We start from the raw sequence: 15,379 nt of genomic DNA, 5'->3' as shown, positions 1-15,379 counted from the left end.
TTAGCTCTAGAACGCGAGTTAAGCGTTTAGTTTCATCGAATCAGAACACTTGACTCCTTAGCGTTGGCATATCTCTCTCCATTGCCAATGTTCATTACTGCTTTCAACTTGTGTTAGTCTGCTTGCTTACGCAAGAACGCTGGAATATCCAAGAAGTTATCAACATCGCTTCCAACGGCTACTTTTTGCGTTCTTTCAGACTCTTCAACGCCAGCCTGCTTACGTGCCGCAGGTGGAACATCAAGCTTGTTAAAGTCAAGTTCACCGCTTGGTTTACGGACTTCTCTCTCTTTATTGTCAGCGACTAGACGCATACCTGCTTCTTGACCTAGGCCAGTAGCAACAACGGTTACACGCATTTCGTCACCCATCGAATCATCAATCGCAGTACCAACGACCACGATAGCATCTTCATGGGCAATATCCTCGATAACTTCACAAACCTCAGAAAACTCATCAATCGTGAACTCTTCGTTTGCTGTCACATTGACCAAGATACCGCGTGCTCCAGAAAGGTCCACATCTTCTAACAGTGGACTCGCCACCGCCATGTCAGCAGCCACTTGGGCACGGCCTTCACCAGACGCGATACCGGTACCCATCATCGCTTGGCCTTGCTCAGCCATGACCGTACGAACGTCCGCAAAGTCAACGTTGATTAAACCAGGACAAGTAATCAACTCGGCGATACCTTGTACAGCACCATGCAATACCGAGTTAGCGGATGCAAACGCTTCCGTTAAACGTAGTCCAGCAAACTGAGCCACTAACTTATCGTTTGGAATAATAATCAATGAATCAACCACATTGCGTAATTCATCGATACCGTTTTCCGCCAGTTTCATACGTTTTTTACGCTCAAACTTAAACGGTTTCGTCACCACAGCGACCGTCAGGATGCCCATTTCTTTCGCAATCTCTGCGATTACTGGAGCAGCGCCTGTACCGGTGCCACCGCCCATACCTGCGGTAATGAATACCATATCAGAGCCTTGCAGCACTTCCATCAAACGCTCACGGTCCTCTAATGCAGCCTGACGACCTACGTCTGGATTAGCTCCAGCACCTAAGCCGCGTGTAATGTTTTGACCAATTTGGATTGTTGTCTTCGCTGTCGACGAGTTCAACGCCTGTGCATCCGTATTGGCACAAATAAATTCAACACCATCGATGTTAGCTTTCACCATGTGCTCGACAGCGTTACCACCGCCGCCACCAACACCAATGACCTTAATTACTGCGCTATTTTGGCAGCTATCTACGAGTTCAAACATATTAGGCATAACTATATCCCCTTCGATTGTTTAGCCAATGTTCACTTAAGTCTTGCGTTAAAAGTTCAAAGACCCTAAGTGATTTCTCCACTTTAATTACGACGAATGAACGTCGTTATTAAAATCCACTAAACCAGCTTTTCATGCGCTCCCAGAGCCCATTAAAACCAGTCACATTTCGTTCACGGTGATGGCCTACGTCTTGTTTACCGTAAATCAATAAACCAACGCCCGTGGCATAAATTGGATTACGCACAACATCGACCAAACCTTTGATGTGTTGTGGCATCCCTTGACGAACCGGCATGTGGAACACTTCCTCTGCCAGCTCCATCAAACCTTCCATCTTCGAACCGCCACCGGTGATGACCATGCCCGAAGCAATTAAATTCTCGAATCCACTACGGCGAATTTCCGCGTGAACCAATTCAAAGAGTTCGCTGTAACGTGGCTCAACCACTTCAGCTAAAATCTGGCGCGACACTCTGCGCGGCTGACGCTCCCCTACACCGGGAACTTCAATAGTTTCATCCAGATTGGTTAACTGACGCAATGCGCACGCATATTTCACTTTGATGTCTTCCGCATGTTGCGTTGGTGTTCTAAGCGCAACCGCGATATCGTTTGTCACTTGATCGCCAGCAATCGGAATAACCGCTGTGTGACGGATCGCGCCGCCAGTAAAAATGGCGATGTCTGTTGTTCCGCCGCCAATATCAATTAAGCAAACACCCAACTCTTTTTCATCTTCAGTTAACACGGAGTAACTCGATGCTAACTGCTCTAAAATCACGTCTTCCGTTTCTAGTCCACAACGCGCTACACATTTAGTAATGTTCTGCGCAGCACTAACAGCGCCTGTCACCATATGTACTTTCGCTTCTAATCGAACACCAGACATCCCAATCGGCTCACGAATACCTTCTTGGTTATCGATCACAAACTCTTGTGGCAATACGTGCATAATCTTTTGATCCGCGGGAATCGCCACCGCTTTCGCAGCGTCAATAACTCGGTCAACATCACTCTGCGCGACTTCGTTATCTTTAATCGCCACGATGCCGTGAGAGTTCAAGCTTTTGATATGGCTTCCTGCAATCCCGGTATAGACTGAATGAATCTGGCAGCCAGCCATCAGCTCAGCCTCTTCCACTGCACGCTGAATGGAGGCTACAGTAGACTCAATATTCACCACCACACCTTTCTTCATACCGCGCGATGGATGTGAACCTATGCCAATAATATCGACGGTGTCATCAGCGCCGACTTCCCCAACAATGGCCACCACTTTTGATGTACCAATATCAAGCCCCACAATTAATCGTTTATCTGTTGATTTCGACATAGTCTTATCTACTGCCTCCGTCATTTATGACTGACGTTTCATTCTCTACCCATTGCGCTGCCATACCATTTTGATACCGCAGATCAACGTATGCCAAAGTGGCTTCTTTTTGTTGTTTTACACTATCGATGTACTGCATAAATCGCTCTATACGCTCTTCCACATGAACATTACCTAAGCGAACTTCTAAGCCATCGGTTAGTACCAAACTAATAGCACCACGCTGACTTAATTCCATGCGCTCAATAATCATATTTTTCTCTAGCAACTGCTGTTGATACAGTTTCAAGAGTTCGGTTAAATCTTTTGCTAACTTGTCCGGCCCACTTAACTGTGTCCACTCCGCTTTTGGCAACACTGAGGGGTACAAAACATCACCCTCAACCGAGACCACCCCGGCATCACCCCAGTAAGCCATCGGCTCATGCTCTACCACTGAGACTTGTAATGTATCTGGCCACACTTTTCGTAATTGCACTGACTTAATCCAAGGCAGCTCAACCAGTTTCACTTCCACCTGCTCCATTTCCATGGTGAAGAAACCGCGATCTTCAATGCTACGCAACACCTCATAAACGCCAACCGCGTCAGTGAACGTATGCTTCTGCAATTCCACCTTTTTAATCGGAAAGACATTGTCAGTGTTAATGCTGAATACCCAAATCCCACCAAACACCAATGCTACGGCAACCAGCGATCCCGCAAGCAAACCAGCCACCCACTTTAAAGGCTTTGCAAAACCTTCCAATGAACGCTGTTTTTTGTCGCTTCGAGTTGCCATCTTAGCCATAGACTAGTTAGCTCCTTCCGTCATCAACCCACCTTTGAACAAACCATCTTGGCGTCCAAAACTTGTGTCCAACACGCTCAATACCAACTGCTCAAAACTCATACCTTGAACTTTTGCTGCCTTCGGCACCAATGAAGTTTGAGTCATACCAGGTACAGTATTGACTTCCAGTAATAACCACTGTCCAGTGTGTTGTTCACGCATAAAATCCACTCGGCCCCAGCCATAACAACCTAACGACTTGAAGGCTTTTTCGCTCAATTCAGCTAAGTTCTTTTCATCGACTTCTGACAAACCACTTGGGCAGTGATACTCAGTGCTGTTACTTTTATACTTTGCCGTAAAGTCATAAAACGTATGTGGGGTCTTAACACGAATACTTGGTAAAGCTTTGCCGTTCAAAATCGACACCGTGTATTCGTCGCCTTGTATCCACTGCTCTAACATAATGTCGGTATCAAACTGTTTAGCATCAGCTACCGCTTTTTGTAACAGCTCTGCGCTATCAGCTCGCGCCATACCAACGCTCGATCCCTCATGAATCGGCTTCACCATGACGCAGCCGTTTAACTCGGCCAATAATGCTTCAGCCTCTTGCAGAGACAAATCCCCTGTCGTGACCATTCTGTGTTTTGCCACTGGCAAATCTTGCGCACTCCATAGCAATTTTGTACGCAGCTTATCCATAGCAATAGCCGATGCCATAACCCCACAGCCGGTGTACGGAATTTGGTGAAGCTCTAAGAAGCCTTGAATCACACCATCTTCACCACCGCGGCCATGCAGAGCATTCCAAACCCGATCAAAACCTTGTTCAGAAAGCGCGTTTAAACCATCAGTTTTTGGATCAACTTTATGAGCATCAACTCCAGCACCAATCAATGCTTGATACACTGTCTCTCCAGAAATTAGAGAGATCTCGCGTTCAGCAGAGAAACCACCATAAACAACGGCTACTTTGCCGTAGTCTTTAGGCGATAGTGTTGCAGGAGAAAAGTCGTTGCTCATTGCTCCTCCTTTGGGATCAAACGTTCAAAGTCCAAACCAACCTGTACCCAAGAAGGTGCCAAAGTGCCAACGTTGCCAGCGCCTTGCGTTACCAACACGTCACCATCTTCTAGAACATGGTGTAACGCTTCTGGTAACTCCAAAATCGACTCAACAAAGATTGGTTCAATCTTCCCACGTTGACGGATACTGCGACACAATGAACGACTGTCTGCGCCAGGGACATGATCTTCGCCTGCCGCATAAACTTCTAGCATCAACAGCTCATCAACCTCAGACAAAACACCGCAGAAATCTTCATACAAATCACGCGTACGTGAATAACGGTGTGGCTGATAGACCATCACCAATCGACGCTCCGGCCAACTTTTGCGTAACGCTTTAATGGTGGCGTTCACTTCACTCGGATGGTGACCATAATCATCAATTAACGTCACCGTCTTATCATTCACTGTAAAGTCACCATACATCTGGAAGCGACGACCAATCCCTTCAAACTCTGCCAAAGCTTTTTGAATCGCTTTGTCACTAACACCATCGTCGGTAGCCACAGCAATCGCAGCTAACGCATTCTGAACGTTATGCATGCCCGGTAAGTTAAGCTCGATATCCAAGTTACCGACACAATCACGGCGTACAACTTTAAAGAAACTTTTCGTGCCTTTTTGCTCGAAATCAATCGCTCGAACATCCGCTTTTTTACTAAAGCCATAAGTAACCGTTGGTCTCGAAATCCTTGATATCAAATCTTGAACGGTTTCATCATCGATACACATCACCGCTAAACCATAGAATGGCAAGTTGTGTAAAAACTCGATGAAGTTATTTTCTAAATTCTTAAAGTCGCCGCCGTAAGTATCCATATGGTCAGCTTCAATATTCGTCACCACTGAAACCATCGGTTGAAGGTGTAAAAACGATGCATCACTTTCATCCGCTTCAGCAATGAAGTAACGACTTCTACCCAGTTTGGCGTTAGAGCCCGCACTATTTAATAAGCCGCCAATCACAAACGTCGGATCACAATTACCTTCCGCATAAATACTTGCTAACAAGCTGGTTGTCGTGGTTTTGCCATGTGTACCGGCGACTGCAATACCGTGTCTAAAACGCATTAGCTCCGCCAACATTTCTGCACGACGAACGATTGGCACTCGACGTTCACGCGCCGCTTCAATTTCTGGGTTATGCTTTGGAATAGCCGTTGAGCACACCACAACATCCACATCCAAAATATTGTTACTACGGTGGCCTAAGAAAATTTCAGCACCCAAACTTTCTAATCGCTGAGTGACATGACTTTGGCGTAAGTCAGAACCACTTACGGCATAACCCAAATTCAGTAATACTTCAGCAATACCACTCATCCCCGCGCCACCAATACCAATAAAGTGGATACGTTTAATGCGACGCATCTCTGGAATTACTTGCTGTAATTTATCGTTGTTCATTTGTACTCTCCGCAGCTTCTTTATCAGAAGTACCGATTGCGGTTTTTTCTAATGTATTCTTCATAATCTCAAACTGGCCTATAGCAGCACGCTTACAATACTCAGCTACTTGAGTTGTCGCATTTGGCTTAGCCAAACTTTTGGCGATGGTGGCTATTTCAATAATTCGACTTTTGTCATTGGCTAGTGCCGTGATTTGATGGGCCAGTTTTTGCTCATCCAAATCATGTTGTTGGATAATTAAGGCGCCACCTTGGTTTGCCAAATAGCGCGCGTTGTGCGTCTGGTGATCATCTACGGCGTGAGGGTATGGTACGAAGATCGCAGCACACCCAGCCATCGCTATTTCAGCCACGGTTAAAGCACCGGCACGACAAATAACTAAATCCGCCCACTCATAAGCTTCAGCCATGTCATCAATAAATTCTGTGACATCATGCTTGACCAGCGGGTTCTTTAACTCTTTATAACGCGCCGCAACATCGCCTAAATTGCCACGCCCACATTGATGACGAACATTCACCTTTAAACCGCCGTTAATGACGTCAAGCATTGCTGGAATCTTTTGATTCAAAACTAAAGCGCCACGACTGCCACCAATCACTAATAAATTTATACTGCCTTCTTCAACCACAATTCGTTCTTTTGCTGGCGATATTGTCATCAAGTCGGTTCTCACCGGGTTACCAACCGTCGCCACTTTTTTCATATCAACAAACGCACCGGGATAAGCTTGCAAGGTGATTTTGCTGAAACGATTTAATTGTTGGTTAGTCATCCCTGCAATGGCATTTTGCTCATGCAAAACCAATGGAACGCCACATAACTTTGCCGCTAAACCTCCGGGACCGCTTGCAAAGCCCCCCATTCCTAGCGCTACGTCAGGCTGAATTCTTTTTATCGCTTTTCGAGCCAGCAACACGCTTTTTATCAATTGCAGTGGCGCCTTGATCAACGATGCCAAACCTTTGTTGCGAACACCTTTGACTGGCAAAAGCGTCATCTTAATACCGTGTTTTGGTACCAATTCTTCTTCCATGCCACCTTCAGAGCCAAGCCAATGCAGTGTCCAACCTTGCTGCTCTAATTCTTTACCCACGGCTAGCGCCGGAAAAATATGACCGCCAGTTCCACCAGCCATTAATAAGATCGTTTTCTTTGCTTTATTCATTACGACCTCCTCTACTTCTACCGCGATAAGACTGCTTTGCACTTGAATACTCGTGCTCTTTTCGACGAACTTCAAAGTCAACGCGTAACAATACCGCTACCGCCACACAACTGACGATTAACGAGTTACCGCCGTAACTAATAAACGGTAAGGTTAAGCCTTTGGTCGGCAATGAGCCGCTGGCTACACCGATATTGATTAACGCCTGTAAGCTCAACCAAAAACCAAAACCGTACGACATATAAGCGGCGAAATAGTGCTCCATCTTTAAAGCACGGCGACCAATAGTTAGGCTCTTCATAAAGATGATGGCAAATAAGGTAATCACTAACGCCACTCCTAAAAAGCCAAATTCTTCAGCAAAGACAGCGAACACAAAATCCGTATGCGCCTCTGGTAAATACGACAGTTTTTGTACGCTGTTTCCAAGCCCTGCGCCAAACCAATCACCGCGACCAAATGCAATTAAGGACTGAACCAACTGATAACCGCTGCCAAACTGATCCGCCCATGGATCTAAGAAGCTCGTTAGACGCTTCATGCGGTAAGGTTCCTGCCATGCTACTAACCCCATGACAATACCCACAAACCCCGTCAATGTAATGAACTGCCACAATCGCGCTCCCGCTAAAAAGAGCATGGCTAACGCTGTGGCTAAGATCACCGCAGAGGTGCCGAAGTCGGGTTGCAATAATAAGAAAGCCACCACCAAACCAATCACGAACAACGGCTTGATGAAGCCTCTAATTTGAGTCTGGAGTTCATCGCTGCGTCGCACCAAGTAACCAGCGAGATAAATCACAATAAAGAACTTCACCAGTTCAGCGGGTTGTATCGTTAATGGCCCAACGCCAATCCAGCGTTTACTACCATTAACTTCTCGTCCAATGAACAATACTGCGACTAATAATAAGATTCCTAGCACTAAGAACTTTGGCCCATTTTCTTGCCAAAAGCGGGTATCCAGTTGCAGCGCGAACACTGCGGAAGCCAAGGCTATTGCCAAGTAAATGCAGTGACGGATCAAAAAGTAGAATTCATTCCCTTTCATGTGATCTTCTGCATAAGGCATTGAGCTTGATGCCACCATAACGACACCAATCGCCAACAACGCTATTACAGGACCTAATAACCAAGGGTCCAATCGCGTGCGTGGATCTGACAGTTTTAATTGTTCAACAAAATCGTTGAGGCGCAATACTTGGGTAATACTACTCATAGCGCCTCCACCAAATGTTCAAACTGTCCACCACGCTCAATATAGTTTTTGAACATGTCCCAACTGGCGCAAGCAGGTGATAACAACACGCAATCGTTGGCTTCACTCGACGCCACAGCTTGCTCCACTGCTTCTGTTAAGTTACTCACCTGTATCGACTTATTCTTAGCCAAGTCAGCAATCGCTTTTCCGTCTTTGCCAAAACAAATGACTGTTTTAACGTGCTGTTCGATACTGTCTTTTAAGCTGCCAAGTTCTGCCCCTTTAGCATCACCACCCGCGATTAAAATAATGCGGCCGGTAAAGCGAGGTGCAAAACTTTGAATCGCAGCAACCGTCGCTCCCACATTGGTCGCCTTAGAATCATTGATATAGGTGACATCGTTTTTCACCGCTACTAACTGGCTACGGTGCGGCATACCGCTGTATGTTTTCGCACACTCGATAACAGCCGAGTCAATCACCACACCTGCGCCTTCTAATAAGGCAAAAGCAGCGGCAACATTCATTGCATTGTGCGAGCCTTGTAACCTTAAATCTTTTAGCTCTAAGACAGTGCGTTCACTGCGACGTAAAACCCCAGCGTTAACATCCACCTGCCAGTCGCTTTCGCTACTAAAGCCGAATGATAAGCGCTTTGCCGTTACCTTTTCGGGCTGTGTTAAATCGTCTTCTGAATTTTCAATAATGGTTTCTGCGTTATCAAAAATCCGCTGTTTCGCTAAAACGTAAGCTTGGTAATCCGCGTAACGGTCTAAGTGGTCTTCACTGACATTCAATATTGTCGCTGCCACAGGTTTGAGCGAGTGCGTGGTTTCCAGTTGGAAACTTGAGAGCTCCAATACCACCACAGCGTCGCCTGCTTCTTGGCTCAGTAAATCAAGCGCGGGCAACCCTATATTGCCACCAACCAATGCGTTTAGTCCTGCGGCTTGCAGCAACTTTCCGACTAACTCTGTGACCGTACTTTTACCGTTTGAACCTGTAATAGCGATCACTGGATACTGATTAGCGCGGGCAAACAACTCAATATCGCCAATAATTTCTACGCCAAAATCTTCAGCACGAGCTATATCAGGTTGTGTTACCGCGATACCGGGGCTTACCACTAATTGTTCATACCCCAGCATCTGCTCCCCATTCCAAGGAATCAAAGCATCGCGATCCAATTGCGCTAGCTCTTCTGAGCCGGGAGCTTGGTCACGTGTGTCCATAACTTTAAAAGGCTGATCATTCTCTGATAAATAACGCGCAACCGACAGCCCGGTCTGTCCCAGACCGAGAATCAAACGATTTTTATGTTCGACTGCGTGTTGTTGCATTAAACTTTATCGCCTCTTAACGTATTTTTAGGGTCGCTAGACCAATCAATACTAAAATCAATGAAATGATCCAAAAGCGCACGATAACTCGCGGCTCTGGCCATCCTTTTAACTCATAGTGATGGTGCAGTGGCGCCATCTTAAAAATTCTTTTGCCAGTCAACTTGTAAGAGCCGACTTGTAGCATCACAGACACGGTTTCAATCACGAACACGCCACCCATGATAAAGAGCACTAACTCTTGGCGAACCAATACCGCAATGGTTCCAAGCGCTGCGCCTAGACCTAGTGCGCCCACATCACCCATGAAAACTTGAGCTGGGTAAGTGTTGAACCATAGGAACCCTAAACCTGCTCCTACGATAGCCGCACAGAAAATCACAAGCTCACCAACGCCTTGAATGTATGGTATCGCTAAGTACTCAGAAAACACCTGGTTACCAGTAAGATAAGCAAAAATCCCAAGTCCGCCCGCAACCAATACCGTCGGCAATATCGCTAAGCCGTCTAAACCATCGGTTAAATTCACCGCATTACTGGTGCCTACGATGACCAGATAAGCCACTAAAATGAACATTAAGCCCAACTGTGGCATCACATCTTTGACAAATGGAATTAACAGCTGTGTTTCTTGTGGGCTCGCCGTATAGAACAAGTAAATCGCAATGCCCGCGCCAATCACTGACTGCCACAAATATTTCCAGCGCGCGATCAAACCTTTAGGATCTTTTCTTACCAACTTAATGTAATCGTCTGCTAGCCCAACTAAACCAAAGCCCACGATGGCAAATAAGCAAACCCACAGATAGCGATTTTCTAACTCACCCCAGAGTAAGCATGCGAGTACAATGGCAACGATAATCAAGGCACCGCCCATGGTCGGCGTACCGGCTTTGCTTAGGTGGGTTTTAGGGCCATCATCACGCACCGTCTGCCCAATTTGATAACTGCTTAAACGGCGAATCATCGGAGGTCCCACTATCAACGAAATACCCAACGCCGTGATCACGCTCAATATTGAACGGAACGTTAAATATTGGAAAACGTTAAAGCCTGAGTAAAATTGTGATAGATATTCTGCCAACCAGGTTAGCATGGTTAACCTCCCCTCTTTTCAGTCTGTTGCGGCTCTTGTAACGCTTGTACTACTTGTTCCATGCGAGCACTGCGCGAACCTTTTATTAATATAATTTGCGATGGTTGAAGCTGTTTTTTAACGGCTTCTATCAACGCCTCTTTTGCAGCGAATAACTCGCCGCCTTCCCCAAATGTTGTCACCGTATGCTCGACTTCAGTCCCCGTGGCGAATAATTTTTTGACGCCCTTGTCTTTGGCATACTGGCCAATTTCTTGATGATATCGAGCGCTTTCGTTACCAAGCTCGCCCATATCACCAAAAATAAAAATGGCTTCGCCGGGCTTACTGACCAAAACATCAATGGCAGCTTTAACCGAACCGACGCTGGCATTGTAAGTATCATCAATAATTAAACTACCTTGCTGACCAGCCACCATATTCAAGCGACCTTTAACCGCTCCAGCTTGCTCCAAGCCGTCTTTAATCAGGCCTAAGTCAACATCAAGCTGGGTGCAAATCGCTGCTGCCACTAACGCATTTGATACATTGTGTAAGCCCGCTAGTTGTAGCGTTACCGTAGTCGATTCTTTGCCCGTTAAGTTTCTTTTAATCACGTCAAACGTCACCAAACCTTCAGAGTTTAGGTGTACATTATTCGCGCTAAAGTGGGCATCATTATGTCGAGACACTGTAACTTTATGACAGTCGATAAATTCTTCGAGCCATTGCGATGCAAACTCACAGTCAAGGTTAATGATCGCTGTGCCACTTTCGCCCAATGACTGATATATTTCCGATTTTGCCTTGGCCACGCCTTCAATCGAACCAAACCCTTCAAGGTGTGCTGGCTCAACATTATTTATCACGCTGACGTCAGGTTTGGCTAAGCTGGCACAATAAGCAATTTCACCTTTATGGTTTGCTCCCATTTCGATGACGGCATACTCGTGGTCCTGCTCTAACTCCAGTAACGTCAGTGGAACACCTATGTGATTGTTAAAGTTGCCTTTTGTAGCTAACACTTTCCCTTTCAGGCGCAGAATCGATGCGACCAATTCTTTAACTGTCGTTTTGCCTGCGCTCCCCGTGATGCCAATCACTTTTGGGTTGACTTCCTGACGCACGAACCGAGCCAGTTGGCCTAATGCTTTTTCAGTATCTTGTACGATGATTTGTGGTAACGGGCTATCCACTTTACGGCTGACCATAAGGGCTACCGCGCCTTGGTTTTCAGCGGTAGTAATAAACTCATGCGCATCAAATCGTTCGCCAACTAAAGCCACGAATAAAGCACCGCTACAATCAGCTCGACTGTCAGTCATGACTTTCGCAATGGTTAAGTCATCACCGATAAGTTCACCAACGCAGAAGTCGGCAATCGCAGAAAGTGTTAAAGGAATCATGACTGCTCCCCCAGCAACTGCTTGACCGACTCAAGGTCGCTATAATCGACTTTTTCAGTGCCGATGACCTGATAATCTTCATGGCCTTTGCCTGCCACTAAAATCATGTCATCCGCTTCCGCATGCTCGATGGCATATTTAATCGCTTCGAAACGGCTACTGATATAAGGTGTTTCTTGATTCTCCATCCCTTGACGAATCATTGCCACAATCGAATCGCGATCTTCAGTACGCGGATTGTCGTCCGTAATGATGACGCAATCAGCGTTAGCTTCAACCACACCACCCATGATCGCTCGTTTAGATGTATCACGATCACCACCACAGCCAAATAAACACCAAACCTTTCCAGTGTCACAATGAGCTTTGAGTGCTTTAATCGCTTTTTCTAGAGCATCAGGGGTATGAGCGTAATCCACCACCACGGTTGGTTTGTCATGTGCACTAAACTGTTGCATACGCCCTGGCACGGCATTCGCCGAATTCAATGCCACAATCCACTTATGACTATCACCCAGCATCACACCTAAGGCTCCTGCTACCGCCATTAAATTCGAAAGGTTAAAATCACCCAGCAGCCCTGAGTGCAACTTTGCGCTACCCCAAGGTGTGTGCAGGTCTGCCTTTAACCCATTCAAACTTAACTCTGTATTATCCGCAGTAATCCATTGCTCGATATCCAGTTCAGGATTTTGCCCTGACTGGCTATAAGCAATTTTCTGGCACTTAATTTTTTCATCGTTTAATAAGCGACGTCCGTATTCATCATCGGCATTAATAACGGCGGCTTTTAAGTCCTTTTTCAAGAACAGCTCGCGCTTCGCTAGGAAGTAAGATTCCATATCACCGTGATAATCAAGGTGATCAACTGATAAATTCGTAAACAATGCCACCGTAAACTCGACGCCATTGACGCGGCCTTGCAATAAACCATGTGACGAGACTTCCATCGTCATGTAATGATTTTTATGCTGTAAATATTCCGCACAAATCTTTTGAAGCGACACGGCGTCAGGCGTGGTGTTTGACGTAGCCTGTAACGCTGATGGATTTCCATTGCCAATCGTGCTCAACATCAAGGTTGGGTAATTCAAAAATTCGAGCGCCTGCGCTAACAGGTAGCAACAACTGGTTTTGCCGTTTGTACCAGTAATGCCGGTAACCGACATTTTTCGCGTTGGGTTTCCGTAGAAACGAGCAGCAATATCGCCACAAGCTTGTGCAAGGTTTTCAATCGCAACTAACGGTATACCAGCAAAGTTACAGACATCGCTCTCAGCAGGAGCAAACTCTGCTAAACCCACTTTCTCAACAATTAAGACACTAGCACCAGAATCGACAGCTTGCTGTAAGTAATGGCGACCATCCGATTGATGTCCTGGGTATGCGATGAATGCAACCCCGTCAGTTACGGCACGGCTATCCAAGCAAACTCCAGCAACGTCCAAATCAGCATAAGAACCAAGCTGGTCTTTACTGATATGACTTTTCAACACTTTGGCCAGTGCTTTTGGTTTAAAACTTGCGCCTTGGAAGCTAGTCATTGCTTGCTCCTTTGGCAATAGCGCCTGTTGCTGTCGCCACAGTTGGGCGCTTAATGTCGCCATCTGGAGCAACATTCAATAAGTGTAGAGCGGTATCAGCGACTTCTGAAAATACCGGTGCCGATACTGTACCGCCGTAATAGCTATCACCAGCAGGCTCGTCCACCATAACTACGATGGCAAACTTTGGATCAGTCGCTGGTACTAAGCCCGCAAAATAGGTCACATATTCGTCACCGTAACCGCCACGAATGGCTTTACGAGAGGTTCCTGTTTTACCTGCCACTCGATAACCATCGACTCGTGCACGCGTTCCAGTACCGCCTTCTTGGGTCACATGCTCCATCATGTTGAGTACCGCTGACGCGATCTCAGGTTGGATAACCCGCTCGCTGTCAATTTCTTCATGTTCTGGACGCTTTAATAATGTCGGCGTACGTCGAATACCACCGGTACCGATAATAGTGTAAGCCTGCGCTAACTGCATCGGTGTCACCATAAAGCCATAACCGTATGACCAAGTGGCTTTTTCATGACGTGACCAATTTGGGCGAGGCGATAAACGCCCTTCCGCTTCACCCTGGATTCCAAGCCCGGTATCAATGCCAAAACCTACCGCATACAAGGTTCTTAGGAACTCTTCGTCGGTCAGTTCTAGTGCAATTTTTGAGACGCCCATGTTGCTCGACTTTTTGATAATGCCATCCAGGTCGAGCACACCGTGATTCCGCGAATCACGCACCCAAGCGTAATCCAAATACATCCGTCCAGGTGAGGTATCTATCTCACTGTTAACGCTGAATTTTCCGCTACTTAATCCGCTAATCACCGTTAAAGGCTTGACCGTTGATCCGGGTTCAAACATATCCGTAATCGAACGGTTACGCGTAAGCTCTGGCAAACGACTGTCTGAACGGTTTGGATTAAAAGATGGTTGGCTTGCCATTGCTAGCACTTCGCCAGTATCAACATCCATCACCACCACTGAGCCACCTTTAGCACCATTCGACAAGACTGCTTTCTTTAACTCTTTATAAGCTGCGGCTTGAATTCGAGAATCAATGCTCAGCTGTAGATCATTGCCTTGCTCAGCTTTAGCCAGTACACCACGCTCTTCAACCACGCGACGGTACAAGTCAACAACCACTTGCTCTTTACCCGGCTTACCCGTTAAAAAGCTATCGAATGCCTTCTCAACCCCTTCTAACCCTTTATCGTCAACCCCAGTAAAGCCGACGACATGCGCCGCAACTTCGGCACTAGGGTAATAACGACGGTATTCGGTTTTGAAGTTTACGCCTTTAATATCTAATCGCTTGATATACAAGGATACGTTAGGATCAACCTGACGCTCTAACCACACGAACTGTCGCTCAGAGCGGTTGATAACCCATTGATTTAATTCATCTTCATCGCGTTTCAATGCAGCAGAGAATGCTTTCCACTTTTCACTCTGCAAGACTTTTGGTGTCTGCAATAAGGTTTTAATATCCAACCACACAGACTCAGTTGGCACTGAACGCGCAAGCTCGACTCCATTACGATCAAGGATTAAGCCGCGGTGACTCGAGATACCTTTGACGCGGACTGAACGCGAGTCACCCGCTTTAGCTAAATCATCAGCGCTCACAACCTGTAAGTAAGCCGCGCGACCTAACAGGGCAAAAAAACCGCACAGCAATACCACGCTCATGGCATAAAAACGCCATGTGCAGAGTGGTACTGTCTTAACTTTGCGGTTTCTAACCTTCTTCATTCGTTATCGGTCCTAACC

At 46.4% G+C, this 15,379-nt stretch carries 12 protein-coding genes; all 12 read right to left on the bottom strand.

Annotated features, from left to right (window positions below; genetic code table 11):
• Positions 1-113 precede the first annotated feature (113 nt).
• On the bottom strand, positions 114-1,274 hold the full coding sequence (gene ftsZ / locus ABD943_RS09290) for a cell division protein FtsZ (RefSeq protein WP_345293368.1): 1,161 nt from the start codon (positions 1,272-1,274) through the stop codon (positions 114-116).
• A gap of 118 nt (positions 1,275-1,392) precedes the next feature.
• On the bottom strand, positions 1,393-2,619 hold the full coding sequence (gene ftsA / locus ABD943_RS09285) for a cell division protein FtsA (RefSeq protein ID WP_223578395.1): 1,227 nt from the start codon (positions 2,617-2,619) through the stop codon (positions 1,393-1,395).
• A gap of 4 nt (positions 2,620-2,623) precedes the next feature.
• Complete coding sequence (locus ABD943_RS09280; RefSeq protein WP_345292911.1) at positions 2,624-3,409, bottom strand: cell division protein FtsQ/DivIB; 786 nt, start codon at positions 3,407-3,409, stop codon at positions 2,624-2,626.
• 3 nt (positions 3,410-3,412) lie between these two features.
• A complete protein-coding gene (locus tag ABD943_RS09275) occupies positions 3,413-4,417 on the bottom strand; it encodes a D-alanine--D-alanine ligase (RefSeq protein ID WP_345292910.1) in 1,005 nt (334 codons plus the stop codon).
• Positions 4,414-5,868 carry a UDP-N-acetylmuramate--L-alanine ligase gene (gene murC / locus ABD943_RS09270; protein WP_345292909.1) on the bottom strand — a complete coding sequence of 485 codons (1,455 nt, stop codon included), beginning with the start codon at positions 5,866-5,868 and terminating at the stop codon, positions 4,414-4,416. Before murC ends, ABD943_RS09275 begins: the two co-directional genes overlap by 4 nt.
• The gene (gene murG / locus ABD943_RS09265; protein ID WP_345292908.1) at positions 5,855-7,039 is read right to left on the bottom strand and encodes an undecaprenyldiphospho-muramoylpentapeptide beta-N-acetylglucosaminyltransferase; all 1,185 of its coding nucleotides are present in this window, start codon (positions 7,037-7,039) and stop codon (positions 5,855-5,857) included. Before murG ends, murC begins: the two co-directional genes overlap by 14 nt.
• Complete coding sequence (ftsW, locus tag ABD943_RS09260; protein WP_345292907.1) at positions 7,032-8,258, bottom strand: putative lipid II flippase FtsW; 1,227 nt, start codon at positions 8,256-8,258, stop codon at positions 7,032-7,034. The genes murG and ftsW overlap by 8 nt, the downstream gene beginning before the upstream one ends.
• Positions 8,255-9,580 (bottom strand): UDP-N-acetylmuramoyl-L-alanine--D-glutamate ligase, encoded by a 1,326-nt coding sequence (gene murD, locus ABD943_RS09255; protein WP_345292906.1) that lies wholly within the window; start codon positions 9,578-9,580, stop codon positions 8,255-8,257. The genes ftsW and murD overlap by 4 nt, the downstream gene beginning before the upstream one ends.
• A gap of 16 nt (positions 9,581-9,596) precedes the next feature.
• Positions 9,597-10,676: a phospho-N-acetylmuramoyl-pentapeptide-transferase gene (mraY, locus tag ABD943_RS09250; RefSeq protein ID WP_345292905.1), complete on the bottom strand. Its 1,080-nt coding sequence runs from the start codon at positions 10,674-10,676 to the stop codon at positions 9,597-9,599.
• A 2-nt stretch (positions 10,677-10,678) separates the two neighbouring features.
• Positions 10,679-12,061, bottom strand: coding sequence for a UDP-N-acetylmuramoyl-tripeptide--D-alanyl-D-alanine ligase (locus ABD943_RS09245; RefSeq protein WP_345292904.1), 1,383 nt, complete (start codon positions 12,059-12,061; stop codon positions 10,679-10,681).
• Entirely contained in the window at positions 12,058-13,605 is a 1,548-nt protein-coding gene (locus ABD943_RS09240; protein ID WP_345292903.1) for a UDP-N-acetylmuramoyl-L-alanyl-D-glutamate--2,6-diaminopimelate ligase, read from the bottom strand. The genes ABD943_RS09245 and ABD943_RS09240 overlap by 4 nt, the downstream gene beginning before the upstream one ends.
• Positions 13,598-15,361 carry a peptidoglycan D,D-transpeptidase FtsI family protein gene (locus ABD943_RS09235; RefSeq protein WP_345292902.1) on the bottom strand — a complete coding sequence of 588 codons (1,764 nt, stop codon included), beginning with the start codon at positions 15,359-15,361 and terminating at the stop codon, positions 13,598-13,600. Before ABD943_RS09235 ends, ABD943_RS09240 begins: the two co-directional genes overlap by 8 nt.
• Positions 15,362-15,379 lie beyond the last annotated feature (18 nt).

The organism is Kangiella marina, from assembly GCF_039541235.1.
Taxonomy (GTDB): Bacteria; Pseudomonadota; Gammaproteobacteria; order Enterobacterales; family Kangiellaceae; genus Kangiella; species Kangiella marina.
This window is presented reverse-complemented; position numbering and strand designations above follow the sequence as displayed.